This is a genomic window from Streptomyces sp. NBC_01092, assembly GCF_045039535.1.
GTDB lineage: Bacteria > Actinomycetota > Actinomycetes > Streptomycetales > Streptomycetaceae > Streptomyces.
Map to the genome: position 1 here is coordinate 2,813,297 of NZ_CP108659.1, position 22,351 is coordinate 2,835,647.

Sequence of the window (22,351 nt, forward strand, 5' to 3'; positions counted from 1 at the left end):
CCACGCCCTGCAGCCGCTGCCTCATGTCCCGTGGGCATCCCGCCCGGTCGGGCATCACGCCCGATGGAACGACTGGCCTTACAGCTGCACTCGATTCGTCCTAACTGGAACGATACTCCAGTTCACCTACGATTCGAAGGTGGAAGAATGGTCATAGCCTTTGAATCGTGCCCACTGGGGGTCTTGATGAGCCTGATACGGGAGCGCCGGACCCCGCCCGAAACGCTCGGCCCCATGCTTCGCGCCGCGCGGGAGCGGGCCGGCCTCGGGCAGCGAGAGGCCGCGCGCCGTACAGGAGTGAGCCAGGGCTACCTGTGGCTGCTCGAGGCCGGCCAGCGCGCCCCATCAGCGGTCGTCGCCGAGATGCTCGCCGCGGTGCTTGCTCTCACGGACGAGGAGCGCGAGCAGCTGCGCGCGGCAGCTGTCGACGACGCCGGCCGCAGCCACCCCGCGCGCGGCGCCGCGTAACGAAATCCGAAACGAAAAGGGTCCGGAGTAGTCCGGACCCTTCGTCACCCCTCGCTCAGTCTCGCTCCCTCGCGTCGTCGTCGTGCTCGGCCAGGCGCTCGGCGAGGCGGGCGGCAATGCCGTATCCGGGGCTGCTGTCGAGGCGCCCCTTCTTCTGGTCGTACAGCCGCGTTGTGCGTGGGTCCTTGTGGTCGGCGAAGTCCTGCACGTCATGCAGCTTGGCTCCAGGCGCGGCCAGGGCGTGCGTCACCGCGTCGTGCTTGAGGACGTGCGGGTGGAAGGTTGCCGCGTTGGCGATGCCGGCCGTGGCGGCGAGCCGGCGGACCAGGGTCCACACGTACTTGGGGTCGAGCGGACGGCCGGTGCTGGTCTGGAACAGCGGGCCCTCGGTGCGGCCGTCGAGGTGCAGGTCGAGGGCGTGGCCAGTGGCGGGCGGAACGGCCTTGCGCTTGCGCCTGCCGCCCTTGAGGCGGACGTTGAGGGTTCGGTGCCCCTGGTCGTAGCCGAGGTCTTCCACGCGGGCGCTCAGAGCGGAGTCGAGGCGCAGCGCCATCGAGTACATGGCGAGCAGCAGGGCGTAGGCGCGGGGCGAGTCGGCGCGCGCGGCGGTGAGCAGCAGCGCCGACTCGTCCTCAGTCGAGCCGCGGGTGGTGGAGTCCGCCTGCTCGAGGTCAGGGCGGGAGACCAACTCGAACGGGTCGGAGCCCTCCCGGCGGGCGCGCACGGCGTAGGCGTGGAAGGACGAGCACGCGGACAAGAGGTTCGCTCGGGCGCTGTCGGAGCGCGGCGGGCCGACGGGGGCCTTCTCGCCGCGCTTGCCGCCCTTGACGGACTTCATGGTCGGCGCGGTCTCGAGGTGGCGGGAGAACGCCTCTGCGAGCGGGAAGTTGGCGTCGAGGGGGTGCGTGCCGCGGCTGCGGGCGTACTGGTCCCACACCCGGAACTGGCGCACGTAAGTGCTGCGGGTGTTCTTCGTCTTCTGCCGGGCTATCCATGCGCCGGCGAGGGCGGGCAGTGGGTCGCCAGGCGGGTAGTGCGCGGCGAGGTCGTTGGCGAAGTCGACGGCCTCCTCCGGCCAGTCGTCGACCGCGCTGCGTATCTCGGTGTCGAGTTGGCCGCCGTGCGGCCGGGCGACGATCTCACTCATGGGCAACTCCCCCTCGGGCGGGTCTTGGTGACCCTCCTTCATGAGTACCACATAACAGTAATTATGTGGTGGTGAACTGACTACCTAGGAAGTCACCGCGGGAGCGCACCGGAACCCCTCCCGTTGCGGTAGCCCCCGTGGCACGATGCCCCACATCAACAAGGGGGGTACCAGCATGATCGACGTCAAAGGCCACACTGGACAGGTCCAGTTCGACGGCCAGTTCGTCACCATCACACGCACGGGATTCGGTGCGCGCCTCACCGTGGGCAAGGGGGAGAAGCGGCTCCACATCGCTCAGATCAGTGCCGTGCAGTGGAAACCGGCGGGCCTGATGGTGAACGGGTTCATCCAGTTCACGGTGCCGGGGGGTAACGAGCAGCGCAGTGCGTTCGGCAGTCAGACCCGTAGCGCGGTGCAGGATGAGAACTCGGTGGTGTTCACAAGGAAGCAGCAGCCGGAGTTCGAGAAACTCCGGGCTGCGCTGGACCAGGCCATCGCGGCGCAGCACGGCCCGCAGCTATTGCCGCCTGAGTAACGACTGCGCCCGGCCGCGGTGCGGTGCGGCCGGGCGAAATCAGCGGGCGGTGAATATCAGGCCGCGTCCGGCCCGTCACCACCCCGAGCACGAATGCCGTACCACTCGGCCGTCTGCATGCCCTTCGGCTTCGCCGAGACCCGAGACGCCGTCAACCGCTCGGCGATCAGAGCAGCCGTCGGCGTCACATCCTCGACCACCTCGTCAGGCTCGGCCTGACCCAGCGCACGGGCAGCATGCCGTTCCGCCGGCGTCGGCCGCCTGGTCCTCGTCTTCCGCTCCACGGTTCTCCCTAGGCCAGTTCGGGCACGGACGGCAGGTTGGCGATGGTCTCGGAGATCAGCCGCAGCTGCATGACCGCAGGCGAGTGGCTCCGCACGTCCAACGGGAAGCCCACACCGACCGGGTTGGCGTACTGCTGGCCGTGATCGGCCATCAACTGCAGCGCGGCCTGGGCCTCCCCGAGCGCACGGGCAAGCTTCGCCGCCCCGTAGGCGTACTGCTCCCGGTGCGTCTCACGGTCCGCCCGGCTGGTCGACGCCGCCCGGTCGTACACGTCGTCTACAGCGGCACGAAGGGCGTCAGACGCCTCCCGCTTCGCCGGCTGCGTCTTGGCCTTCTCGCCCGCGGTGAGCGCCTCCTGTACGGCGTGCAGGGCTTCCTGCGTCTTCGCCGGGACGCGGGACCGGTCGAGCGGCAGACGGAAGTCGTGCACGCGGTCCCCCGCCACGCTCGCACTGAACGGCGTGCCGTTGAAGTCGATGGTCATGATTCCTCCTGGTGGTTGATGACTGCCGGCTCCGCTCGGAGCGCGGCCTCGAGCTGGTCGTTGCGGGCCTTCACGGCGGTGAGGAGCTCGTCGGCCTCCTGCTTGTTGCGGGCCAGCTCCTCGGGCGGCACCTGCTCGTGGCGGTCGGTGCGCCACCGGTCCCGCGGGTGCGGCGCGACCTCGAGCCCGAGGCTCCGGCGTGCGTCGGCGAACAGGTCGAGCAGCTCGTCGGCCGGGTCCTCCTGATAGTCGAGCGGCCAGTTGGCGCCCATACGGCAGCGCAACCCGTGGAAGCGGCACACCGGGCCGTCCGTCTTCTGCTCGCCGAGGGCCTTCGCCAGGCGGTCGAGGCGGGCACGGATGTCGCGGGAGCTCACGCTGACCTCCGTGCATCGCCGAGGGCCGCCTCGAGCTGGGCGAGCCGGTCCTCGAGCTCAAGCTGCTCGGAGATCGCAGGCAGCGTGTTCACGAGGATGGAGGCGGCCCGGATCCGGTTCGCCGGGTTCTCGTCCTGCAGCGCCGCGTGCAGGGTCGTGATGGCGTCCCGGGCGGCGCCGGCGAGGGCGGCCCGCGCTTCGGCGAGCAGCTCCCGCCGGGCCGTCAGCACGTCCTGTTCGAAGTCGGGGTCTTCGCGCCACCTTCGGATGGTTCGCCCCGATACGCCCAGCGTCTCGCCGGTCTTGTCGGTCGACGCGCCGCGGGCGAGCAGGATGATCGCCTGGCTCTTCGCGTCCAGGTCAGAAACGGTCATGGGCGGCCACTCCTTACATAGCGCCGCTGGCGGCGAAGGTCGTGTTGTCGAGGGTGGGAGCCAGCTCCCGTCCCTTCTCGGCGAGGCGCCGAAGCTTCCGTGCGTGCCGTTTGGCAAGGCCGGCAGCACGCCGGCGGGCGAGCTCTTGGCGCTCCTGGCGCTTGCGCTCGGCCTCGGCGCGCACCCGGGCGATGCGCGCCGATATCTGCTGCTCGACGTGAGAAGTCATGACCTCTCCCTGGGACGGAGGTTGGCGAGGACGTCGACCATGTGGCGGGCGTTGTCAACCTCGACTTGTAGCGGGGCGACGGCGATACAGCCGTACTCGATGAGGTTGATCTCGTGTCCGGTACGGATGTGGGCGAGACACGTCGCGAGGTATCCGATCGGCCCGAACACCTCAGCTTCGGTGAGGTCGTTAGTCCGCACGTTCACGCTCCTTGGGCAGCACAAGGTGGTGAGGGTGGTATTCGCCGTCGGTGTCGTCGGCGAAGGCGTGGGTGAGGTTGTGGGTGAGCTGCCCCACGAACACCGCAGCCTCTTCCCAGAGCTGGAGCCAGCCGTCGGCAGCCGGGTAGGCCTGGGCGAACCACAGGTCGAAGGCGCGGTCGCAGCGCCCCTTGTGGGCGACGAACAGCGGGGTACTGCGACGGGGGCCGTCGGCGCCGGCTGTCGTTCCCCAGATGACGTTGCCGCGGTCGACGACTTGCTCGCGGCAGGTGTCGCAGATGAGGGCCGGGCAGTTCATGGCTTCCGGCGGTCCGGAGCGGCCGAGGTACTCAATCAAGGTGGGTCAGTTCCTTTCGGCGAGGTGCCGCAGCTGCTTGCGGAGGTGTTCGGCGGCTACGTGCTGGCCGCCGTGGAGTTTCCCGAGGGCTACGGCGAGGTCGCAGGCGAGCGCCGAGATGACGGCGATGTGTTCGTCCGTGTCCATCGAGAGGAGGAGGTCGAGGGATGCTTCTACGTCGCCGGTGATCATGTTGAGGGCGATGGCCCCGGCACTCCGCTGAGCAGCGTGGTGCGGCGCCATGCGCTTACGGGTCTCGTCGGACGTCACGGCGCCTCCTTAGATCACTTGGGACTTGTGGACGATGCGCACCGGTCCGGTGCCGGCGGCCGGGGCCTGCATGAGTGCCATCAGGGCTTTCATCTCTTGGCGCCGCTGCTCGCGGAGTTCGTCGACCAGTGCGGTCTGCGCCGCCCTGTCGTCCGCCCGGACGGTGTCGAGAGCGCGCTGGAGGTCGAGCAGTTCCCGCGGGACGGCAGGACGCCCCTGGAGGGCGTGCTCGAGTAGCGCGGCGCGGTTGCGGACGTGGACGAGGTCGGGAGTCCGCTCCAGCCAGCCACAGGCCTCGAAGCGTTGAAGGGTTTCACCGAAGACCTTTGAGGTCTTGTTCTTGGTGACCCGGATCTGCTCGCCTCGCAACTGGCGGGTGCGGGCGGTGAGTCCGCGCTGCTTGAGTTCGCCCTTCGGCAGGAGCGCGCGGAGGGTCCGGCGCTGGACTGCGTCCGTGCCGAGGACTGCCAGGGCGTAGGCGACAGTTCGCCCTACTCCTACCGCCGGCTGGGCAGACACCGTCTCTTCGACGTGACTGATCACTGGTCCTCCTTGGGCCAGAATGGCTCGTCATACACGGATTGGTCTTCAGGGCACTTGAACGGACCACTCCAGCCGCTGCTGGCGACCATGGGCTTAGGGCCGTCCGCCTGACGCTGTATGCGCCGGCCCGCTTCGATGGCCTGTTGCGCCCGCTGATCCGACGTGGCGGGCTTCTGGGCGGCCTGCTCCTCAGCTGCAAGCTGATGGCTGAGGTCGAGCCAGCCTTGAACCCTGGCGTCGGTTCCGGTGAGTGTCCTGCTGGCAGCCCTTGCTGCTGCTCGTTCCCACATGCCGCCGTCGGCTGTGTCGCGGGCCGCCTGCTGGGCTTTGAGGATGACGATGCGCTTCGGGTGGCAGTCGGGGCAGGCCTGGTGTACGTCGTCGACGACCCGGTAGCGGAGGCGGATATTGCGGTCAGCTGCCGGGTTCTCTTCAAGGCAGGCGGCGCAGGCAGGCACAGACTCGGCGGTCGCTTGCCCGATGGAGGACGGGTGGCAGCGCGGGCACGGGTCGCCCGTGATGGGGTGGACGCGCAGGGATACGTCGGTGGCGGCTGCTGGCGTGTGCTGGTCGCAGACAGGCGGCAGCGTCGACGAGTCGGCGGCCGGGGGGAGTTCGTCCTCGGAGAGCCGGTGCGCGTACACGCCGGCGGGGGTGCGAACCGACGGGTCGTCGCTGATGTCGAGGTAGCGGCGGAGGCCGTTCTCGGTCCATCCATCCTTGAAGGCGGCAGCAACGCGGGCGGCCAGCTTGGCTCGCTGCGACTTCTGTAGCCGCTTTCCTCGGTAGTCGAGGCTGTCGACGAACGCTTCGGCGCGCGCGAGGGGTTTGTCTTGTTCTTGATCTTCTGAAGATTCAATCTCCCCTCCCCCGCCTCCCTCCTCTGCGTCTGTCGGCATGACGGACGTTTCCGTCGAGTCCTCAGCCACGGGGGAGGAGGGGGTAGTAAGAGGAGAGTCTTTAAAAGAGGAGACAAGAGGAGTAGGGGTCACCTCCTGGATGACCCTCTTGGCATCTGCTGGATGACCCTCTTGGGTAAGAGGGTCATCTGTGGGGTGACCCTCAGGGTCATCCGCTGGATGACCCTCTGTGGGGACAGGGTCACCTGGGGGGTGACCCTCTTTCTGGTCCTTCGGCGGGCGGGTGCACTGCCCCTTGTTGCCGTCGTGCGGCGCCTCAGGGCACAGGTGCTCAAGGTGGTAGACGGCGAACTGGTTGATGCGGCCCGGCAGGTGCGTGGTGATGACCTTCTTGCGCATCAGGGCGGTGATGGCGTTCCTCCACCCCTTGGGGCTCTTGTTCGCCCGGTCCAGGATGTGCTGGGCATGTACGGGCCCAAAGGTCAGCCGGCTGCCGTCGTTGGCGTTCTCGGCGAGGACAAGCAGGTCCCACCGTTCGCCGGGCGTCAGGCCCGCGTCCTGCCAGTGGTCGAGCACCTCGACGATCAGACGGATGCCCACGGGCCACCCCCCTCTGAGGCCGGCCGTCGGCGGCCTGGCTTGCTGCTCACGTGGTGCTCCTGGTCGCGTTGCGGGGCTGGATTCGATAGGTGACGCCGCACGGGGCCCGCCGCGGACCTAGTCCGACGTGGCGGTGCCAGTTGCTGCAGCTGGGGCAGCGCACGGCGGTCTCTCTGCGACCGCTGGTGACGACGACAAGGGGCCGGACGATCGGCGGCTCGGTGGATCCGGGAAAGAGGCCTGCCGGTTGGGGCGGCTTCGCGGATACACTCGGGGGTGAGGAAGTCGGCGTTGACGTCGTGAGGGGCCCGGTGGCGCGGGCCCTTTTCCTTTTGGTCACTTGGTGTCCTTCGCGGCGGCGAGGCGGTGCGGGTGCCCTGTGGGTCGTCTCGCGAGGGATATGGAGTTGATGGCCGCGCCCGCGTGGACGCGGCCGGCCGGTTAGCCGTCGTCGCGCCTGGTCATGGCGAGGCGGTGGCGCAGGAGGTCGAGCTCGTCGAGGACGTTGGCGAGGGCGGAGGCGCAGACCCCGTTCACCTCGGTGTTCTCGCCGATGGGCCGGACCGCGCTGAGGGCGTCGTGCAGCACGTGTTCGTCGTCGCCTTCGAGGTACGTCTTCACCTCGGCCGCCGCGTCGTTGAGCTTGGCGGCGCGCTCCTCGTCGTGCAGGCGGACGATGTACGCGACGAACAGCCCGTCGAGGGCCTGCGCCTGCTGTACGGGGGTGAGTTGCCGCCACGCCTCGTGGCCGATCAGCGTGACGTCGACGCCGCCGGGGTGCTCGCGATGCAGCTTGGCCCGGGCTTCCTGGATGGCGCCGTAGAAGGCGCTGCTGTCGTCGATGCTGGAGGCGATCTCGTCGAAGGCTTCGCGGTCTGTCATGATGCTGGGAGTCCTATCTGTCGTTGAAGCCCTGGGTCGCTGCCGAGCGAAGATGCCCGGGGCTTCGGCGTGTGCGGGTCGGATCAGGCCCCTGTCGGTCCGGTGCGGGAACACCGGTTCTGGTGGGGGCCGCTTTCGTGCCGCTAGGCGGCGTACCGGCTGACCTCGATTTTCGGGGGCTCGTCGAGAACGGGCCGGAAGATGGCGCGGAGTTGAACTTTCTCCGGGTCACTGAGGGGCGGGCGGGCGGCGACGATCCGCGCGATGAACTCTTCACGGCTCTCCCCCGGCAGCTTCCGCAATGTGATTCCGCCGCTCATGCGGCTTTCTCCCGGCTGTCTGCGGTGCGGATTCCGAGGATGTCGGCGAGCTTGAGGGCGGCCCCGGCGCGCGGCTGAACCTGTCCGGATTCCCAGCGAGAGAGGCTGCCTGGCGTCATTTCCAGTGCCGTGGAGACCTCGCGCAGGGACATCCGCAGACTCAGCCGGCGCTCGCGGGCCTGCCCGGAAGCAAGCATGCGGCGCACCTCGGAAACCCTCTTCAGGGCTTCGATGTCCATGTTCTAATTCAACACCAACGAGCGTGTGATCTCAACACTTTGAAGCAGAGTATTTAGATCACTCTCGCGGCGCGCTCAACACACACTCGGCGCCGGATGTTGCACTCGCGTCCTGGGGTCGACAAGGATGGGCCTATGCCCGCACGCGCACCGCAGCTCAAGGTCGAGGCCGAAGAGCCCGAAATCTGGGCCGTCACCGGCGCCGACGCCCGCACCGTAGAGGTGCACGTCTGGGATACAGACCCGGAGCTCTTCGTAATCTTCAAGTTCGGAATGGTGCCGGGCCTGCCGCTGAAAGTGCTGAGCTACACCGTCCACTCCACCCACGGCATTGAGCAGTCACTGCGAGACCTCCCAGTGACGCGCTGGGAGAAGGCCGCGCAAGCCGCGGCCGAGCGCCGTCTGGTCTCGGGCAGCCCCTACGGGCAGCACGTGAGCCCGGCGGACTTGGCGCGGAGCATCGTGGACGAGAAGTTTCCCGAGCTGGCCGGCGCGACCAAGGGCAACGCCCTCCGCAGGAAGAACGCCCTGCTTCAGCTCGCGGAACGGGCGGCGGAGTACATGGGGGCCATGGAGTCCGGCTCGTCGAACCCTGCGGAGGTGCTGGCCGAACGTCATGGTGTATCGGCGGCGACCGTCCGTGGGTGGCTACACCGGGCCCGTAAGGAGGGCCTGGCCCTGGAAAGCGCGCACCCGAACGCGACGCCGCGTCGCCGCCTCTGAACGCCAAGGAGCCCCGCACCAGGCCGGTGCGGGGCTCCGTCACGCGGCGCGCTGCTCAGCTCTCGCTTCTGCCTTTCCATGTGACATCGATGGTGGAGTCGTCGAAGCCAGGGCCGCGTTTGGCGACTGGGTGGATCTTGAGGCGCAGGCCAATCGTGTCGAGGATCCGCCGCTGCTGCGATACCCCGAGGAGCTTCCACTTCTCGGGAGCCTGCGAGCCGACGAGCCCGTCCAGCGGCGACAGGTCCACGGGCTGGAGGCGGCGAGCCTCGGCCTGTGCCTCCTTGATCTGGTCGCCCAGTTTCTTCGTGATGCGCCGCAGTTGCTCGCGAGTGATGGCGCCCTCGGCGTAGTCGTCCGCCGCTTCTTCCTGCCTGGCCCGCAGTCCTTCGACGCGTTCCAGGGCGGCCAGGGCGCCAGCCTCGTCGCCCTGGAAGATGTCGGCGGCGATCGGGTCGGACAAGACCGGGATGACGATGTCCTCGACGAAGCCGTCCAGGGCCTCGACGTTGCGGCCGGTACAGCCCTGGTTGGAGTCGCAGCAGTATGTGGGCTTCAGTGAGCCTCGCTTCGCGTTGCCGCGCATGGCGACCCGGTAGCAGCTTCCGCACACTCCGCAGGTTGCGACCTCACCCCATGAGAGCAGGTACTTGCGCTGCCCCGGCTTCTCTCTGGTCTCGGCCCGGCTGGCGAAGAGCTGCTTGATCCGGGCGTGCTGCTCCTCCGTGATGAGCGCAGGCCAGGCGGCGGGGTATTCGTCGCCGTGATGTACGCGGATCTTGGCGTTCGCCGGCCGTAGGGCGATCTTCTTCACGCTGGTCTTGTTCCAGAGACTGCCATCCTCGGCCTGGCCGAGCATGCGGCGCTTGCGGTTCTGGCCGGCGCCAGGCGATGGGACGCCGCGCCCGTTCAGATCGGCAGTGATCCCGAGCAGCGTGTCGCCAGCCAGTAGCCGGGTGACGATCTCGCGGACGATCGGAGCCTGCCCGGGGTGCTCGAGGTCGTGGAAGCCGATGACCTGCCCGCGGTCGTCATGCTCGTACTGGCGCCGCCAGCCGTAGGCGACTTTGCCGTTCGCGCGTCCCTCTTCTGCCCGCTCCCGGGCGGCGCGTGCTACTCGCTCCGACTTCACCTCGGACTCGGCGGTGTCGGACTCGCCCAGGTTCGCCAGCTGCGAGCGGTCGGATGCCTTCCCCATGTTGAAGTATCCGCCGCTCTCGAAGGCGACGAAGGCCTTCACTTGGCGGAGATCCTCGATGGCCTGGGCTCGCTCGACCCGCCGTCGCCACAGTCGGCTCGGATGGTAGGCGGCGACGATGACGCGTACCCCGGGCTGTGTGGCTGCGGTGAGTGCTGCGGCCATGAGCTGGTCGTAGCCGGGGCGTTCCTCGCCCGTGTGTGCGGAGAGATCGTTATCGGTCCACTCGCCGGCGACCTCCCCGCCGAGCTCGGCGGCCCATGCGTGCAGGTCTTTCATCTGTCGACCGACTCCGCGCCGCTGCTCGCGGGGATCCTCGCTGATCCGGGCGTAGAGGAAGATGAGGATGCGGAGTTGAGCGACAGTGACAACCATAAGGCCAGTATTACCCATCCAGCGCCTCCCGGATTCCCCGGCGGTGTGGGCAACACCCGTAAGGATCCGAAGGCGTTCGCCAGCCTGATCCACGACGTCGAGACAAAGATCTTCGGCGCACTGCCCGACGAGACGTGGGTCTACCCCGGGCACGGCAACGACACGTCGCTGGGCGCCGAGCGGCCGCATCTGCCGGAGTGGCGCGCGCGGGGCTGGTAGGCGCGGGGCTGGTAGGCGCGCCGAGCGGGAGCGTGAAGGGCTCGTGACCGCGCGGCGCACGCGCCCCGTGTGAATCGTTCACACGCGCTGGCGTCAAACGCGCGCTCCCGGCGCACGTGGTTGCGCAGTCAACTGGAAGCAGCCCCGCACAGGATGACGGCTCCTGAGCGGAAAGGGCCGCCGGTCTCTCAATCCCCGCCCTCGACCGGCGGCCCCGGCGAGTTCCTCCCACGCCGGCCGCGCCGAGTGTTCCCGGTGACGTGCCGCGGGACGTGTTCACAGGACCGCAACACCCGTTCCCAATATGCGGACTTTCACCGTCGTGATCTCGACAAAGACGACGATGTACTGTCAATCTCGCGCCATGCACCCTGCCCCCCACGCCCTGCGCCGCGCCGTCGCCGTCGCCACGACCGCCCTGCTCGCCACCGCTCTCGGCTGTGCTCCACAGCCGGAGGACAAGGCCGCCGACGCGCCGTCCGGTTCGGCCGGGAACACCTGCGCCAAGGGCGAGTTGGCCACGAAGACCTCAGGCAAGCTGACCATCGCCACCGACGAGCCGGCGTACGAACCCTGGTTCAAGGACGACAAGCCCGCGGGCGGCGAGGGCTTCGAATCGGCGGTCGCCTACGCCGTGGCGAAGCAGCTCGGCTACGACAAGAGCGCCGTCGTCTGGCAGAGCGTCCCCTTCAACAAGGCCTTCGCGCCCGGCGAGAAGACCTTCGACTTCGACATCAACCAGGTGTCGATCAGCGACGAGCGCAAGAAGGCCGTGGACTTCTCGTCCGGCTATTACGACGTCCGCCAGGCCGTCATCGCGCTGAAGGACACCAAGGCCGCCAAGGCTAAGAGCATCGCGGACCTGAAGGGCCTCAAGCTGGGCGCACAGGTCGGCACCACCAGCCTGAACTACATCGACGACGTGGTGAAGCCGACCCAGGAGGTCGCCGCGTACGCGAAGAACGACCAGGCCAAGTCGGCGCTGAAGAACGGGCAGGTCGACGCCATCGTGGTCGATCTGCCGACCGCGTTCTACATCACCGCGGCCGAGGTGACGGACGCGACGATCGTCGGCCAGTTCGAGAACCAGGGCGGTGCGCCCGAGCAGTTCGGGCTCGTGCTCGACAAGGGCAGCGCGCTCACCTCGTGCGTGACGGACGCCGTTAACGCCCTGCGTGAGGACGGCACCCTGGACAAGCTCGAGCAGCAGTGGCTGTCCGACGCCGTCGACGCCCCGGTACTCAAGTGACGCTCACGAAGGAGGAGTCCGGCCAGGACGGCGCGGACGACAACGGCGGCATGTCCGGCGGGGGCGACGGCTACGTCCCCTCGCAGCGGCGTCTCGACCGCGAGCGCTACAAGCGTGCCCGCGCCCGCCGAGCCACGGCCATCGCCGCCCTCTCCACCCTGGTCACCGGCGTCGTCCTCTACCTGGTCGTGGTGAACGCGCCGGGCTGGCCGAGGACCAAGGAGACGTTCTTCGACTGGGGGTACGCGCGCGAGGCGTTCCCCAAGGTCCTCGAAGGGCTGTGGCTCAACGTCCGGCTGCTGCTCATCTGCGGGGCGGCCGTGCTGGTCCTCGGGATGCTCATCGCCGTCGCCCGCACATTGCGCGGCCCGGTGTTCTTCCCGCTGCGGGCACTGGCGGCCGCGTACACGGACTTCTTCCGGGGCCTTCCGCTCATCATTAACCTCATGATCGTCGTGCTCGGCGTCCCCGCGCTGCGGCTCCAGGGCGTGACCGTCGATCCGGTGCTGCTGGGCGGTACGGCACTGACGCTGACGTATTCGGCGTACGTGGCCGAGGTGTTCCGCGCGGGCATCGAGTCCGTCCACCCCTCGCAGCGCGCTGCGGCACGCTCCCTCGGCCTCACCAACCGGCAGGCGCTGCGGCATGTCGTCCTGCCCCAGGCCGTACGCCGTCAGGTGCCGCCGCTGCTGAACGACCTGGTGTCGTTGCAGAAGGACACCGGGCTGGTGTCGATCGGCGGCGCGGTGGACGCCGTACGGGCCGCGGACATCATCGTGGGCCGCAGCCTCAACTACACGCCCTACATCGTCGCCGGCCTGATCTTCGTGGCGCTGACCATCCCGATGACCCGCTTCACGGACTGGGTGACGGCCCGCATGGACCGCCGGCGCGCCCAAGGAGGAGCCCTGTGAGCGACGCATCCGTGAGTGACGCACCTGTGCTGCGCATGGAGTCCGTCCGCAAGACCTTCGGCGACTCGGTGGTACTGCGGGACGTCGACCTGGAGGTCGCCCCGCACACGGTGACCGCGCTGATCGGCGCCTCCGGCTCCGGCAAGTCCACGCTGCTGCGGTGCGCGAACCTGCTGGAGGACATCGACGACGGCGCGATCTGGCTGGACGGCGAGGAGATCACCGACCCGCGCGTCGACCAGGACGCCGTACGTCGCCGTATCGGCGTGGTGTTCCAGGCGTACAACCTCTTCCCGCACATGACGGTCCTGGAGAACATCACCCTCGCCCCGCGCCGGGTGCACGGGCAGTCCCGTGCCGAGGCCGAGGCACACGCGCGTGAGCTGCTGGAGCGGCTGGGGCTGGCCGACAGGGCGGGCGAGTACCCGGACCGGCTGAGCGGCGGTCAGCAGCAGCGCGTCGCGCTCGTCCGCGCCCTGGCCGTACGTCCGCGGCTGCTGCTGCTCGACGAGATCACCGCAGCCCTCGACCCCGAGCTGGTGGGCGAAGTCCTCGCCGTCGTCCGTGACTTGAAGGCGGACGGGATGACGATGGTGCTGGCCACGCACGAGATGGGGTTCGCCCGTGAGGTCGCCGACCAGGTTTGTTTTCTGGACGGAGGCGTGGTGCTGGAGCGCGGCACGGCCGAGCAGATCTTCGGTGATCCGCAGCAGGAACGCACCCGGCGCTTCCTGCGGCGGATCGTGGAGGCGGGACGCCTGTAAGGACCGCCCCACCATGGCGGGCGGTCCTTACAGCCCTCCCCGTTCACCTCTCACGTGTCGGCCTGCCCCACCCCCGCCAGCGCCGCGACCCGCTCCACACCGAACACATAGCCCTGCACACCGCAGCCCGCGATGACCCCGTCGGCGCGCAGCGAGACGTAGGAGTGGTGCCGGAAGGACTCGCGCTTGTGGATGTTGGAGATGTGGACCTCCAACACCGGCATGCCGTCACAGGTGTTGAGCGCATCCAGGATCGCCACGGACGTGTGCGAATAGGCACCGGGGTTGATCACGATCCCGCAGTGGTTGAGCCGTGCCTCGTGGATCCAGTCGACCAGCTCGCCCTCGTGGTTGGACTGCCGGAAGTCGATCGTGCCGCCGTGCGCGGCCGCCGCCTTGGCGCACAGGGCCTCGACATCGGCCAGGGTCTCGGAGCCGTAGATCTCCGGCTGGCGCTGGCCGAGCAGGTTCAGGTTGGGGCCGTTGAGGATCATGATCGGGGCGTTGGCCAGGGTGCGGGGCACGGTTCCTCCGGTCCGTTCGCGGTGCGGCGGTCCGTCGATGACCGCTGCTCAGACCCCGGTTTATCACGATGCGCCGGCCGTGCCGCGCCGCCTACCCTCCGGGCATGACCACGATCTCGTACCCTGCCAAGCCCTCTCCCGGCGACCGCGTCGCCGTCATTTCGCCCGGCGCGGGCCTGCCCGGACTCTTCCCGCACCCCTACGAACTGGGCCTGGAGCGACTGCGCAAGGAGTACGGGCTCGAACCGGTCGAGTATCCGGCGACCCGCAAGATGGGCTCGACGCCCCAGGAGCGGGCCGACGACATCCACGCCGCGTTCGCCGACCCCGACATCAAGGCGGTCATCGCCTCGATCGGCGGCGATGACCAGATCACCGTGCTGCCGCTGCTGGACCGGGAGTTGATCCGGGCGAACCCGAAGCCGTTCTTCGGGATGAGCGACAACACGAACCTGCTCATGTTCCTCCGCAACACCGGGATCGTCGGCTATCACGGCACGAGCGTGATGTGCGAGCTGGGCCGTCCCGGCGCCATGCACCCGCAGACCGCCGACTCCCTGCGGGCGGCGCTGTTCACCTCGGGTGAGTACGAGCTGCGCCCGGCCGAACGCTGGAACGACATCAACCGGGACTGGGCCGACCCGGCGACCTTCGACGCGGAGCCGCAGACGCGGCCCGGCACCGGATGGAGCTGGGTGAAGGCCGACCAGGTGGTGGAAGGCCGCAGTTGGGGCGGCTGCCTGGAGATCGTCGGCTGGCTGCTGATGGCGGACCGGGAGATCCCGCGGGACCTCTCGGAGTTCGACGGTGGTGTGTTGCTGCTGGAGACGTCGGAGGACATGCCGAGCGCCAACGAGGTCTTCTGGACGCTGAGGAACATGGGCGAGCGCGGACTGCTCCAGCGCTTCTCGGCACTGTTGATGGGCCGAGCGAAGACGTGGTCCTTCGAGCAGCCCAACGGCCTGGAGGAAGCCGCTCGTTACGCCACCGAGCAGCGCGAGGCCGTGCTGCGGGCCATGGGTGTGTATGCCCCCAACACGCTGATCGTCTTCGACGTGGACTTCGGCCACACCGATCCACAACTCGTGATCCCTTACGGCGGCAACGTCCGCGTCGACGGGGCCGCCCGGCGCATCACCGTCACATACTGACGAGGCCGACCGCCCCCGCGCGCCCCGTAACCGGTGGTCACCGTGGGTAGTTGACGCAGCATGTACGACGCACGCACCGTAAGGGCGCCCTCCATGCTGCGGCTCTCGGCCGCCTCGCTCGCCGGGACGGCCATCGAGTTCTACGACTTCTTCGTCTACGGGACCGCGGCGGCACTGGTCCTGGGACCGCTGTTCTTCCCGACCTTCTCGCCGGTGGCGGGGACCCTGGCCGCCTTCGCGACCTTCGGGGTCGGCTTCATCGCGCGGCCCCTGGGTTCGGTGCTGTTCGGGCACATCGGGGACCGGCGCGGACGCCGACCGGTCCTGATCGCCTCACTCCTGCTGACCGGCGCCTCCACGGTCGCGGTCGGCTGCGTACCGACGTACGACACGATCGGGATGGCCGCTCCCCTGCTGCTGCTCGTGCTGCGCTTTCTGCAGGGGCTCGGACTCGGCGGCGAATGGGGCGGCGCCGTCCTGCTGACCGTGGAGCACGCGCCCGAGGGGCGGCGCGGTCTGTGGTCGAGCTTTCCGCAGGTCGGGCCGGCGCTGGGCTTCCTGCTCGCCAACGGTGTGGTGCTGGGGCTGTCGGCGACCCTGTCCGAGGCGCAGTTCGCCGCGTGGGGCTGGCGGGTGCCGTTCTGGGCGGCGGGCGTGCTCGCGGTCGTCGGGCTGTGGCTGCGGTCGTCGCTCACCGAGAGTCCGCGGTTCCTCGAAATCGACGAGCCCGCGCGCGTGCCGCTCGCCGAGGTCGCACGCGGCCACTGGCGGCTCGTACTGCTGACGGCCGGGGCGCTGTCGATCGGATACGCGATCTTCTACACCGTGACGACCTGGTCCCTCGCCTACGCCACCGAGCAGCTCGGTGTGAGTCGGGGCGTCATGCTGACCTGCATCATGGGCGCGGTGGTGGTGAAGGGCTCGCTCACACCGGTCGTCGCGATCCTCGGCGATCGGTACGGCCGCCGGCCGCTGTGTCTGATCGGGTGCACCGCGTCCGCCCTGTGGATGTTCCCGCTGGTCGCTCTGCTCGCCACGGCTGAGCCGCTGCTGATGTTCCTGGGCTTCCTCGGGGCGATGCTCTCGTTCATCACGATGTTCGCCGTGATCGCCGCGTATCTGCCCGAGCTGTACGAACCCCGGGTGCGCTGCACCGGCGCCGCGGTGGGCTACAACCTCGGCGGAGTCCTCGGGGGCGCGCTCACGCCGATCGTGGCCACGGCGCTCGTCGAGCAGGGAGGTCGGGTGCCCTGGGGTGTGGGGGCGTATCTCACCGGGGTCGCGCTGCTCAGTCTGGGCTGCTTCGCGCTGCTGCCCGAGACGCGTCCGGTGCCTGCGTCGGCTGCGGAGCCCGCCACCGGGTGACGGGCTCCGCAGCCGACGACGGGCTCCGCAGCCGACGACGGGCTCCGCGGCCCACGACGGGCTCCGCGGCCCACGACGGGCTTCGCGGCCGACGCGGCTTCACGGGTTGATCGCGAGCTCCAGATACGCCGCGAACAGCACCAGGTGGACGCCGCCCTGGAGCGGTGTCGCCCGCCCCGGTACGACCGTCAGCGAGCTCACCACCACCGTCAGGGCGAGCAGCACCATGTGGGTGGGGCCGAGGCCGAGGACGAGCGGACCCGAGAGCCAGATCGAGGCCAGGGCCACCGCCGGGATGGTCAGGCCGATGCTCGCCATCGCCGAGCCGAGAGCAAGGTTGAGACTGGTCTGCACGCGGTCACGGCGGGCGGAGCGCAGCGCGGCGATCGTCTCGGGGAGCAGCACCAGCAGGGCGATGATCACGCCGACGACGGCATGCGGGAGGTCGGCCGCCGCCACGCCGGACTCGATGGTCGGCGAGACCCCCTTGGCCAGGCCCACCACGCCGATCAGGGCCAGGCCCAGCAGCCCGAGGCTGATCAGGGCCATGCGACGGGTGGGCGCGTCGGCGTGGTCGTCCGCGGTGATCACGTCGCCCTGCCGGGTGATGGGGAGGAAGTAGTCCCGGTGGCGGACGGTCTGCGTCGTCACGAACAGGCCGTACAGGATCAGCGAGGAGATCGCGGCGAACGTCAGCTGCACGCCGGAGAACTCCGGGCCGGGCTTGCTGGTGGTGAACGTCGGCAGCACCAGACTGAGCGTGGCCAGGGTGGCCACCGTCGCGAGGGCGGCACCGGTGCCCTCGGGGTTGAAGACGGCCGTGCGGTGCCGCAGCGAGGCGACCAGCAGGCACAGGCCGACGATGCCGTTGCAGGTGATCATCACGGCGGCGAAGACCGTGTCCCGGGCGAGGGTGGAGCTCTTGTCGCCACCGTCCGCCATCAGGGTCACGATCAGGGCGACCTCGATGATCGTGACGGCGACGGCGAGGACGAGGGAGCCGAAGGGTTCGCCGACCCGGTGGGCGATCACTTCGGCGTGGTGCACGGCGGCCAGAACCGCCCCGGCCAGGACCAGCGTCACCAGCGCGACGACCGCGCCGGGCAGGTCCCGTCCCCAGGTGAAGACCAACAGGACGACCGCGAGCACCGGCACGAGGGTCGTCCACTGGGTAGTGAGCGGCCTGAGCCGAGCGATCATGGAGCGATCGTCGCAGAGGCCTTGAGGGTTCGCATTCCGGTCGGTGGGGTGGTCAGGTGGCCCCGCGCCCTCGGGATGCGGGGCCCCTGTGCTTCGTATGTCGCTACGCGAAATCGGTCATCTCCTGTACGTCGCAGTCCGTGAACGACGGCGGCCTGCTGCACAGCGCGGCCATCTGCTCCGCGAACTTGGTCGTCTCGGGCTCTTCGCTGTTGCGCATGGCGTCCTCGTAGGAGTCGAACTCGAGAACTACGAGGTAGCGGTTGGCCTGCGCCCTGTCCTTGAGGACGAGTCGGCGCGTGGGACCGCCGCTGCGGCCCGCGAGGCGCTGTTCGGTCTCCTGGGCCAGCTCGCGCATATCGTCGATGCGGTCGGTCTCGAAGTCGATGATCTGCACGAACTTCATGGGTGCGTCCACGAGTGCCTCCACCCGGCCGTGGTGTCCCCGGCCGGGACACCCAGCACCCAAAGAAGCACCGGGAGCGGTGCTCGGCAATTCGCTGGGCACCACTCCCGGTGTTGGTTCTTCCTACGTCCGACGTGGTCAGACGTCGATGCTGTCCTTCGGAGCGCCTTCGCTCCGCTCCTGCGCCGCCTCGGCCGCCGCCTGCTTCTTGGAGGCCCTGAGGCTGGTGATCGTCGTGACGATCAGGACCGAGCAGATCACGCCGAGCGAGACCGGGATGCTGATCTCGGGGACGTGGACCCCGGACTCGTGCAGGGCGTGCAGCACCAGCTTCACGCCGATGAAGCCGAGGATGATCGACAGGCCGTAGCTGAGGTGGACCAGCTTCCTCAGGAGACCGCCGATGAGGAAGTACAGCTGCCTGAGACCCATCAGCGCGAACGCGTTGGCCGTGAACACGATGTACGGGTCCTGCGTCAGGCCGAAGATCGCCGGGATGGAGTCCAGGGCGAAGAGCACGTCCGTGGTGCCGATCGCGAGCATCACGACCAGCATCGGGGTCATGACCCTCTTGCCGTTCTCCCGGATCCACAGCTTGGTGCCGTGGTAGCGGTCGGCGACACCGAACTTGCGCTCGGCGGCCTTGAGCAGCTTGTTCTCCTCGAACTCCTCGTCATCCTCGTCGGCCCGGGCCTCCTGGATGAGCTTCCAGGCGGTGTAGATGAGGAAGGCGCCGAAGAGGTAGAACACCCACGAGAAGCTGGTGAGGATGGCGGCGCCCGCAGCGATGAAGATCGCGCGCAGCACCAGGGCTATGAGGACACCGACCAGCAGCACTCGCTGCTGGTACTGGGACGGCACGGCGAACTTCGCCATGATCAGAACGAAGACGAAGAGGTTGTCGACACTCAGCGACTTCTCGGTGATGAAGCCGGCGAAGAACTCACCGCCGGCCTGTCCGCCGCCGAAGATCAGCAGGCCGAGCCCGAAGAGGCCCGCCAGGGCGATCCAGACGACCGTCCAGATTCCGGCTTCCTTGATGGATACGTCGTGCGGCTTGCGGCCGATGAAGAAATCGACAGCGATCAGGGCGGCAAGGCCCACGATGGTCAGGACCCATAGGGTCGTGGAAACTTCCACTGCGCCTCCGGCAGTCGTAACGGCAAATGTCAGCGTCGTCGCGCGCCGGAGGTCTCTTCCACCCAGGATGGGCCGACGCCCCGGGATCTGGCCTGATCCGTATTGACGGGTACGCCGCAGCAGACAGGGAGTACTCCCCTCCGTGGGACAAACAGTACCTCGATCACCAAGGAAAGGTAAAGCGCTTGGCAAAAGAAATGCCAAGTATGCAGGTCAGAGGCTCTTTACCTGTGCTTGGAGCGGGCTGCCGCAACCTGCGTCAGCACCTGCTGGAGGACCTGGCTGCCGGGCGGCACGAGCGGGGGCTCGTAGGTCCAGGCGTGCCCCACCCACGGGTCCGCGAGGTGATCGTCCGGCACCGGAGTGAGTCGCATCAGCGCACGCCACAGCGGGTCGAGCAGCGGGCCGTAGCCGGCGGCCTCCTCGCGGTCGGCGACCATCATCAGGTGGACGCCGACGGCAGGACCCTCGTCCGCCAGGTAGCGCAGCTGGTTCACGGCCCGGTCGTCGAAGCCGTGCGGGAAGTCGTTGACGATCAGCAGCTGCTGGGCGGTGTCGAAGTCGGGCGGCAGCGAGTCGGGCACGCCGGCGCGCAACGCCATCTGCACCAGGTCGACGCGCTGCGTGAGTCGCGCGAGGACGTCCGCGACTCCGGCCGCACCCACGGCGGGCGGGGCCGCGAGCACACCGGTCTGCACGAGGGGTGCGAGTGCCTGCGCGCCCGAGCCGGCCGGATCGATGACGTGCACGGTGAACTCGCCCGCCGGATAGACGGCGAGCAGCCGGGCCGCGTGCGCCACAGCCGTCTCCATCGCGAGACGGCGCATGTCGTGGGAGTCGGTGAAGGAGCCGTCGAGTGATCCGCCGCGTCCGCTGTCGATCCACAGGCCGCGCTCCAACGGCAGCCGGATCAGCATCGGGATGTGCAGCTGGGCGCTCTCGGGGAGGTGGAGCTCACCCAGGCGCAGGGCCATGGGGATCTCCATCGGGACGCGGTAGCCGTGCCAGACGGGGTTGTCCCAGCGCGCGTAGGCGGGCGGCAGCGCGGGTTCGACGACCTCGGACTCCGCGGTGAGCTGGGCGAGGTCCCTGTCGAGCGTCGCCCTGGCCTGGTTGACGAGCTGTGCGTGCTTGGCCTGGGCCGCCTCGCGGGCGGCGTCGCCCTGGCCGCCGATCCGGCTGCGCGGGTCCGACAGGACCTGGTCGAGTTCCTTCTCCATGCGCGAGTCGGCGAAGTCGACCGCACTGCGATACGCGGCGGTCGTACGGGCCAGGTCCTCGAACATGCCCCACACCTGGTTGTAGAGCCGCTCGTCCATGGACCAGCCGGTGGCATCGCCCGCGACGGGCTGCGCGGGCTGTCCGGGCTGCGCCGGGGGTGCGGTCGGCGGGGGCGGCGGCGGAGCCGCGTTCTGCCGGCGCGGGTGGCTGTAGTCGATCGGGCCGCCGGACGTGGGAGTCGACGGCTGGCCGGGGTCGCCGGCGCCGGTTCCGCCCTGATACGACGGCTGCGGCGCGGGCTGTCCCGGCATGCCCGGGCCCTGCGTGCCGTACGGCGAGTTCGGCGGCGGGGTCGGCTGGCCGGGCGTCTGGTTGCCGTAGGGCGACGTCGGCTGCGGTGAAGCGGGGCCGGTGGCGCCCTGCGGCGCGGTACCGCTCTGGTCCGGACCCAGTGCCGGTGCGGCGGCCTGGCGGGAACGGTCACCGTCCGCGCGCGGCGGCGGTGCCGGAATCGAGCGGGCCACGCCCTGGGCCACCGCTTCGTTGATGCCGCCGGCGAGTTGGTGGGCCTGGGGCAGTCCCTGGTCGGTGAAGAGATCGGCGAGGCCGCCAGCATAACCCTGGCCGATGGCGCGCACCTTCCAGGCGCCCTGGCGGCGGTAGAGCTCCAGGGCGACGACGGCGGACTCGGCCTCCAGGCCGGCGACGGTGTAGCTGGCGACCTCGGTGCCGTCGAGGCCGGTGACCGCGACGAACGGGGTCGGGACGGCGCCGAAGCAGGTGGGGCCTTCGCCCCCCGTCGGCAGGGCGAGCAGCACACTGACACGGTGGACGGCTTCCGGCATGGCGTCCAGGTCCACCGCGAGGCGATGGTCGGCGGCCGCCTGCCGGGAGACCTCGAGGCCGGGCAGGGTCGGGGCGCCGGGGTGGGCCACCCATTCGACGCCGTGGATCCTGCCCTGCTCGTCGCCGAGCGTGGCGGCGGCCACGATCGGCGTGCCGGCCGAGACCCGGATCTCCAGACGGGCCTGGGAGAGCGGGTGGTTCTGCCCCCGCACCAGCTCGGCCGTCATGCCTTCGTCCCCCTGTGTCAGTTGTCGTGTCGTGTGCCGCCCGCCGGGCGCCTTAGGTGTCCTACAGGTGCGGCAGGATCGCCGGCATCAGGTCCTGGAAGGTGCGGCCGTTGGCCGGGGTGCCGAGGGCCGTCATCGACCAGCCCGGGCCCGTGCGGTGCACCTTCGCCATGATCTGGGCCGTGTAGGCGCCGCCGCCCGCGAGCGTGTAGCGGGCGAGCTCCTGGCCGTTGGTCTCGTCGACCAGACGGCAGAACGCGTTCTGCACCTCCTGGAAGGTCTGGCCCGTGAAGGAGTTCACGGTGAAGACGATCTGGTCGATGTGGACCGGGATGCGGGCGAGGTCGACGAGGATCGCCTCGTCGTCGCCGCCCTGGCCGACACCGCCGACGAGGTTGTCACCGGTGTGGCGCACCGAGCCGTCGTCACTCACCAGGTGGCGGAAGAAGACGACGTCGACCGGCTGCTTGTCCGCGAACAGGACGGCCGAGGCGTCGAGGTCGACCTCCCGCGTGCGCGAGCCGAACAGGCCGCGCCGGGGAGCCGCCTGCCAGCCGAGACCCATGCGCACCGCGGTCAGGCTGCCTCCGTCGTTCTTCTGCAGACTGATTGCCTGACCCTTGGTCATGTTGACGGTCACGTGCTGATTCCCCTC

29 protein-coding genes and 1 pseudogene are annotated in these 22,351 nt (G+C 69.2%); 9 read left to right on the forward strand and 21 right to left on the reverse strand.

Going from position 1 to position 22,351, the window contains the following annotated elements; translation table 11 throughout:
• Positions 1–234 precede the first annotated feature (234 nt).
• Positions 235–468, forward strand: coding sequence for a helix-turn-helix domain-containing protein (locus OG254_RS12490; RefSeq protein ID WP_405580689.1), 234 nt, complete (start codon positions 235–237; stop codon positions 466–468).
• 55 nt (positions 469–523) lie between these two features.
• On the opposite strand, the gene OG254_RS12495 is transcribed toward OG254_RS12490, so the two are convergent.
• The gene (locus OG254_RS12495; protein WP_405580692.1) at positions 524–1,615 is read right to left on the reverse strand and encodes a tyrosine-type recombinase/integrase; all 1,092 of its coding nucleotides are present in this window, start codon (positions 1,613–1,615) and stop codon (positions 524–526) included.
• 175 nt (positions 1,616–1,790) lie between these two features.
• Between OG254_RS12495 and OG254_RS12500 the strand changes: the two genes are divergently transcribed.
• Positions 1,791–2,153: a DUF4429 domain-containing protein gene (locus tag OG254_RS12500; protein WP_405580695.1), complete on the forward strand. Its 363-nt coding sequence runs from the start codon at positions 1,791–1,793 to the stop codon at positions 2,151–2,153.
• A gap of 56 nt (positions 2,154–2,209) precedes the next feature.
• On the opposite strand, the gene OG254_RS12505 is transcribed toward OG254_RS12500, so the two are convergent.
• The 13 genes from OG254_RS12505 to OG254_RS12565 form a co-directional block, all read right to left on the reverse strand.
• Positions 2,210–2,437, reverse strand: a complete 228-nt coding sequence (locus tag OG254_RS12505) for a hypothetical protein (protein WP_405580698.1) — start codon at positions 2,435–2,437, stop codon at positions 2,210–2,212.
• Positions 2,438–2,445: 8 nt separating this feature from the next.
• Positions 2,446–2,922, reverse strand: a complete 477-nt coding sequence (locus OG254_RS12510) for a hypothetical protein (RefSeq protein WP_405580701.1) — start codon at positions 2,920–2,922, stop codon at positions 2,446–2,448.
• The gene (locus OG254_RS12515; RefSeq protein WP_405580703.1) at positions 2,919–3,299 is read right to left on the reverse strand and encodes a hypothetical protein; all 381 of its coding nucleotides are present in this window, start codon (positions 3,297–3,299) and stop codon (positions 2,919–2,921) included. The genes OG254_RS12510 and OG254_RS12515 overlap by 4 nt, the downstream gene beginning before the upstream one ends.
• A complete protein-coding gene (locus OG254_RS12520; protein WP_405580706.1) occupies positions 3,296–3,673 on the reverse strand; it encodes a helix-turn-helix domain-containing protein in 378 nt (125 codons plus the stop codon). Before OG254_RS12520 ends, OG254_RS12515 begins: the two co-directional genes overlap by 4 nt.
• 13 nt (positions 3,674–3,686) lie before the next feature.
• The gene (locus OG254_RS12525) at positions 3,687–3,902 is read right to left on the reverse strand and encodes a hypothetical protein (RefSeq protein WP_405580709.1); all 216 of its coding nucleotides are present in this window, start codon (positions 3,900–3,902) and stop codon (positions 3,687–3,689) included.
• Positions 3,899–4,102 carry a hypothetical protein gene (locus tag OG254_RS12530; protein WP_405580711.1) on the reverse strand — a complete coding sequence of 68 codons (204 nt, stop codon included), beginning with the start codon at positions 4,100–4,102 and terminating at the stop codon, positions 3,899–3,901. Before OG254_RS12530 ends, OG254_RS12525 begins: the two co-directional genes overlap by 4 nt.
• On the reverse strand, positions 4,092–4,460 hold the full coding sequence (locus OG254_RS12535) for a hypothetical protein (RefSeq protein WP_405580713.1): 369 nt from the start codon (positions 4,458–4,460) through the stop codon (positions 4,092–4,094). Before OG254_RS12535 ends, OG254_RS12530 begins: the two co-directional genes overlap by 11 nt.
• Positions 4,461–4,466: 6 nt before the next feature.
• Complete coding sequence (locus OG254_RS12540; protein WP_405580715.1) at positions 4,467–4,730, reverse strand: hypothetical protein; 264 nt, start codon at positions 4,728–4,730, stop codon at positions 4,467–4,469.
• Between the two features lie 9 nt (positions 4,731–4,739).
• Positions 4,740–5,273: a hypothetical protein gene (locus OG254_RS12545; protein WP_405580718.1), complete on the reverse strand. Its 534-nt coding sequence runs from the start codon at positions 5,271–5,273 to the stop codon at positions 4,740–4,742.
• Entirely contained in the window at positions 5,270–6,733 is a 1,464-nt protein-coding gene (locus OG254_RS12550) for a hypothetical protein (RefSeq protein ID WP_405580720.1), read from the reverse strand. The genes OG254_RS12545 and OG254_RS12550 overlap by 4 nt, the downstream gene beginning before the upstream one ends.
• 441 nt (positions 6,734–7,174) lie before the next feature.
• Positions 7,175–7,615 (reverse strand): hypothetical protein, encoded by a 441-nt coding sequence (locus tag OG254_RS12555; protein ID WP_405580723.1) that lies wholly within the window; start codon positions 7,613–7,615, stop codon positions 7,175–7,177.
• Between the two features lie 143 nt (positions 7,616–7,758).
• Positions 7,759–7,935 (reverse strand): hypothetical protein, encoded by a 177-nt coding sequence (locus OG254_RS12560; RefSeq protein ID WP_405580725.1) that lies wholly within the window; start codon positions 7,933–7,935, stop codon positions 7,759–7,761.
• Positions 7,932–8,174 (reverse strand): helix-turn-helix domain-containing protein, encoded by a 243-nt coding sequence (locus tag OG254_RS12565; protein WP_405580728.1) that lies wholly within the window; start codon positions 8,172–8,174, stop codon positions 7,932–7,934. The genes OG254_RS12560 and OG254_RS12565 overlap by 4 nt, the downstream gene beginning before the upstream one ends.
• Before the next feature lie 135 nt (positions 8,175–8,309).
• Between OG254_RS12565 and OG254_RS12570 the strand changes: the two genes are divergently transcribed.
• A complete protein-coding gene (locus tag OG254_RS12570) occupies positions 8,310–8,897 on the forward strand; it encodes a hypothetical protein (RefSeq protein ID WP_405580731.1) in 588 nt (195 codons plus the stop codon).
• 55 nt (positions 8,898–8,952) lie between these two features.
• Here OG254_RS12570 and OG254_RS12575 read toward each other — a convergent pair whose 3' ends face one another.
• Positions 8,953–10,488: a recombinase family protein gene (locus tag OG254_RS12575; RefSeq protein WP_405580733.1), complete on the reverse strand. Its 1,536-nt coding sequence runs from the start codon at positions 10,486–10,488 to the stop codon at positions 8,953–8,955.
• 15 nt (positions 10,489–10,503) lie between these two features.
• Between OG254_RS12575 and OG254_RS12580 the strand changes: the two are divergent.
• The 4 genes and pseudogenes from OG254_RS12580 to OG254_RS12595 all read left to right on the forward strand — a co-directional run.
• A pseudogene (locus tag OG254_RS12580) lies at positions 10,504–10,689 on the forward strand (MBL fold metallo-hydrolase); the annotation flags it as partial.
• 364 nt (positions 10,690–11,053) lie between these two features.
• A complete protein-coding gene (locus tag OG254_RS12585) occupies positions 11,054–11,938 on the forward strand; it encodes an ABC transporter substrate-binding protein (RefSeq protein WP_405580735.1) in 885 nt (294 codons plus the stop codon).
• Entirely contained in the window at positions 11,935–12,852 is a 918-nt protein-coding gene (locus OG254_RS12590; RefSeq protein WP_405580738.1) for an amino acid ABC transporter permease, read from the forward strand. The genes OG254_RS12585 and OG254_RS12590 overlap by 4 nt, the downstream gene beginning before the upstream one ends.
• A gap of 35 nt (positions 12,853–12,887) precedes the next feature.
• Positions 12,888–13,616, forward strand: coding sequence for an amino acid ABC transporter ATP-binding protein (locus tag OG254_RS12595; RefSeq protein WP_147998001.1), 729 nt, complete (start codon positions 12,888–12,890; stop codon positions 13,614–13,616).
• Between the two features lie 50 nt (positions 13,617–13,666).
• Here the strand turns inward: OG254_RS12595 and aroQ are convergent, their stop codons facing one another.
• Complete coding sequence (aroQ, locus tag OG254_RS12600) at positions 13,667–14,140, reverse strand: type II 3-dehydroquinate dehydratase (protein WP_405580740.1); 474 nt, start codon at positions 14,138–14,140, stop codon at positions 13,667–13,669.
• A gap of 104 nt (positions 14,141–14,244) precedes the next feature.
• On the opposite strand from aroQ, the gene OG254_RS12605 reads away from it, so the two are divergent.
• Both OG254_RS12605 and OG254_RS12610 read left to right on the forward strand, forming a co-directional pair.
• Entirely contained in the window at positions 14,245–15,291 is a 1,047-nt protein-coding gene (locus tag OG254_RS12605; RefSeq protein ID WP_405580743.1) for a S66 peptidase family protein, read from the forward strand.
• A 60-nt stretch (positions 15,292–15,351) separates the two neighbouring features.
• Positions 15,352–16,656: an MFS transporter gene (locus tag OG254_RS12610; protein ID WP_405580746.1), complete on the forward strand. Its 1,305-nt coding sequence runs from the start codon at positions 15,352–15,354 to the stop codon at positions 16,654–16,656.
• A gap of 99 nt (positions 16,657–16,755) precedes the next feature.
• Here OG254_RS12610 and OG254_RS12615 read toward each other — a convergent pair whose 3' ends face one another.
• The 5 genes from OG254_RS12615 to OG254_RS12635 all read right to left on the reverse strand — a co-directional run bounded on the left by OG254_RS12615 (position 16,756) and on the right by OG254_RS12635 (position 22,336).
• On the reverse strand, positions 16,756–17,856 hold the full coding sequence (locus tag OG254_RS12615; protein ID WP_405580749.1) for a calcium:proton antiporter: 1,101 nt from the start codon (positions 17,854–17,856) through the stop codon (positions 16,756–16,758).
• Between the two features lie 103 nt (positions 17,857–17,959).
• On the reverse strand, positions 17,960–18,262 hold the full coding sequence (locus tag OG254_RS12620; RefSeq protein ID WP_405594961.1) for a hypothetical protein: 303 nt from the start codon (positions 18,260–18,262) through the stop codon (positions 17,960–17,962).
• A gap of 138 nt (positions 18,263–18,400) precedes the next feature.
• Entirely contained in the window at positions 18,401–19,402 is a 1,002-nt protein-coding gene (locus OG254_RS12625; protein ID WP_351193282.1) for a TerC/Alx family metal homeostasis membrane protein, read from the reverse strand.
• Positions 19,403–19,626: 224 nt separating this feature from the next.
• A complete protein-coding gene (locus OG254_RS12630) occupies positions 19,627–21,696 on the reverse strand; it encodes a TerD family protein (RefSeq protein WP_405580753.1) in 2,070 nt (689 codons plus the stop codon).
• Between the two features lie 61 nt (positions 21,697–21,757).
• Entirely contained in the window at positions 21,758–22,336 is a 579-nt protein-coding gene (locus tag OG254_RS12635) for a TerD family protein (RefSeq protein ID WP_405580755.1), read from the reverse strand.
• Positions 22,337–22,351: the final 15 nt, after the last annotated feature.

Excerpts from the sequence above, each read along its gene's own strand:
- OG254_RS12630 (WP_405580753.1), bottom strand. The coding sequence starts at position 21,696 with ATGACGGCCGAGCTGGTGCGGGGGCAGAACCACCCGCTCTCCCAGGCC.
- OG254_RS12610 (WP_405580746.1), top strand. The coding sequence starts at position 15,352 with ATGTACGACGCACGCACCGTAAGGGCGCCCTCCATGCTGCGGCTCTCG.
- OG254_RS12605 (WP_405580743.1), top strand. The coding sequence starts at position 14,245 with ATGACCACGATCTCGTACCCTGCCAAGCCCTCTCCCGGCGACCGCGTC.
- OG254_RS12585 (WP_405580735.1), top strand. The coding sequence starts at position 11,054 with ATGCACCCTGCCCCCCACGCCCTGCGCCGCGCCGTCGCCGTCGCCACG.
- OG254_RS12570 (WP_405580731.1), top strand. The coding sequence starts at position 8,310 with ATGCCCGCACGCGCACCGCAGCTCAAGGTCGAGGCCGAAGAGCCCGAA.
- OG254_RS12555 (WP_405580723.1), bottom strand. The coding sequence starts at position 7,615 with ATGACAGACCGCGAAGCCTTCGACGAGATCGCCTCCAGCATCGACGAC.
- OG254_RS12565 (WP_405580728.1), bottom strand. The coding sequence starts at position 8,174 with ATGGACATCGAAGCCCTGAAGAGGGTTTCCGAGGTGCGCCGCATGCTT.
- OG254_RS12575 (WP_405580733.1), bottom strand. The coding sequence starts at position 10,488 with ATGGGTAATACTGGCCTTATGGTTGTCACTGTCGCTCAACTCCGCATC.
- OG254_RS12520 (WP_405580706.1), bottom strand. The coding sequence starts at position 3,673 with ATGACCGTTTCTGACCTGGACGCGAAGAGCCAGGCGATCATCCTGCTC.
- OG254_RS12495 (WP_405580692.1), bottom strand. The coding sequence starts at position 1,615 with ATGAGTGAGATCGTCGCCCGGCCGCACGGCGGCCAACTCGACACCGAG.
- OG254_RS12510 (WP_405580701.1), bottom strand. The coding sequence starts at position 2,922 with ATGACCATCGACTTCAACGGCACGCCGTTCAGTGCGAGCGTGGCGGGG.
- OG254_RS12500 (WP_405580695.1), top strand. The coding sequence starts at position 1,791 with ATGATCGACGTCAAAGGCCACACTGGACAGGTCCAGTTCGACGGCCAG.
- OG254_RS12560 (WP_405580725.1), bottom strand. The coding sequence starts at position 7,935 with ATGAGCGGCGGAATCACATTGCGGAAGCTGCCGGGGGAGAGCCGTGAA.
- OG254_RS12490 (WP_405580689.1), top strand. The coding sequence starts at position 235 with ATGCTTCGCGCCGCGCGGGAGCGGGCCGGCCTCGGGCAGCGAGAGGCC.
- OG254_RS12595 (WP_147998001.1), top strand. The coding sequence starts at position 12,888 with ATGGAGTCCGTCCGCAAGACCTTCGGCGACTCGGTGGTACTGCGGGAC.
- OG254_RS12525 (WP_405580709.1), bottom strand. The coding sequence starts at position 3,902 with ATGACTTCTCACGTCGAGCAGCAGATATCGGCGCGCATCGCCCGGGTG.
- OG254_RS12620 (WP_405594961.1), bottom strand. The coding sequence starts at position 18,262 with ATGAAGTTCGTGCAGATCATCGACTTCGAGACCGACCGCATCGACGAT.
- OG254_RS12615 (WP_405580749.1), bottom strand. The coding sequence starts at position 17,856 with ATGATCGCTCGGCTCAGGCCGCTCACTACCCAGTGGACGACCCTCGTG.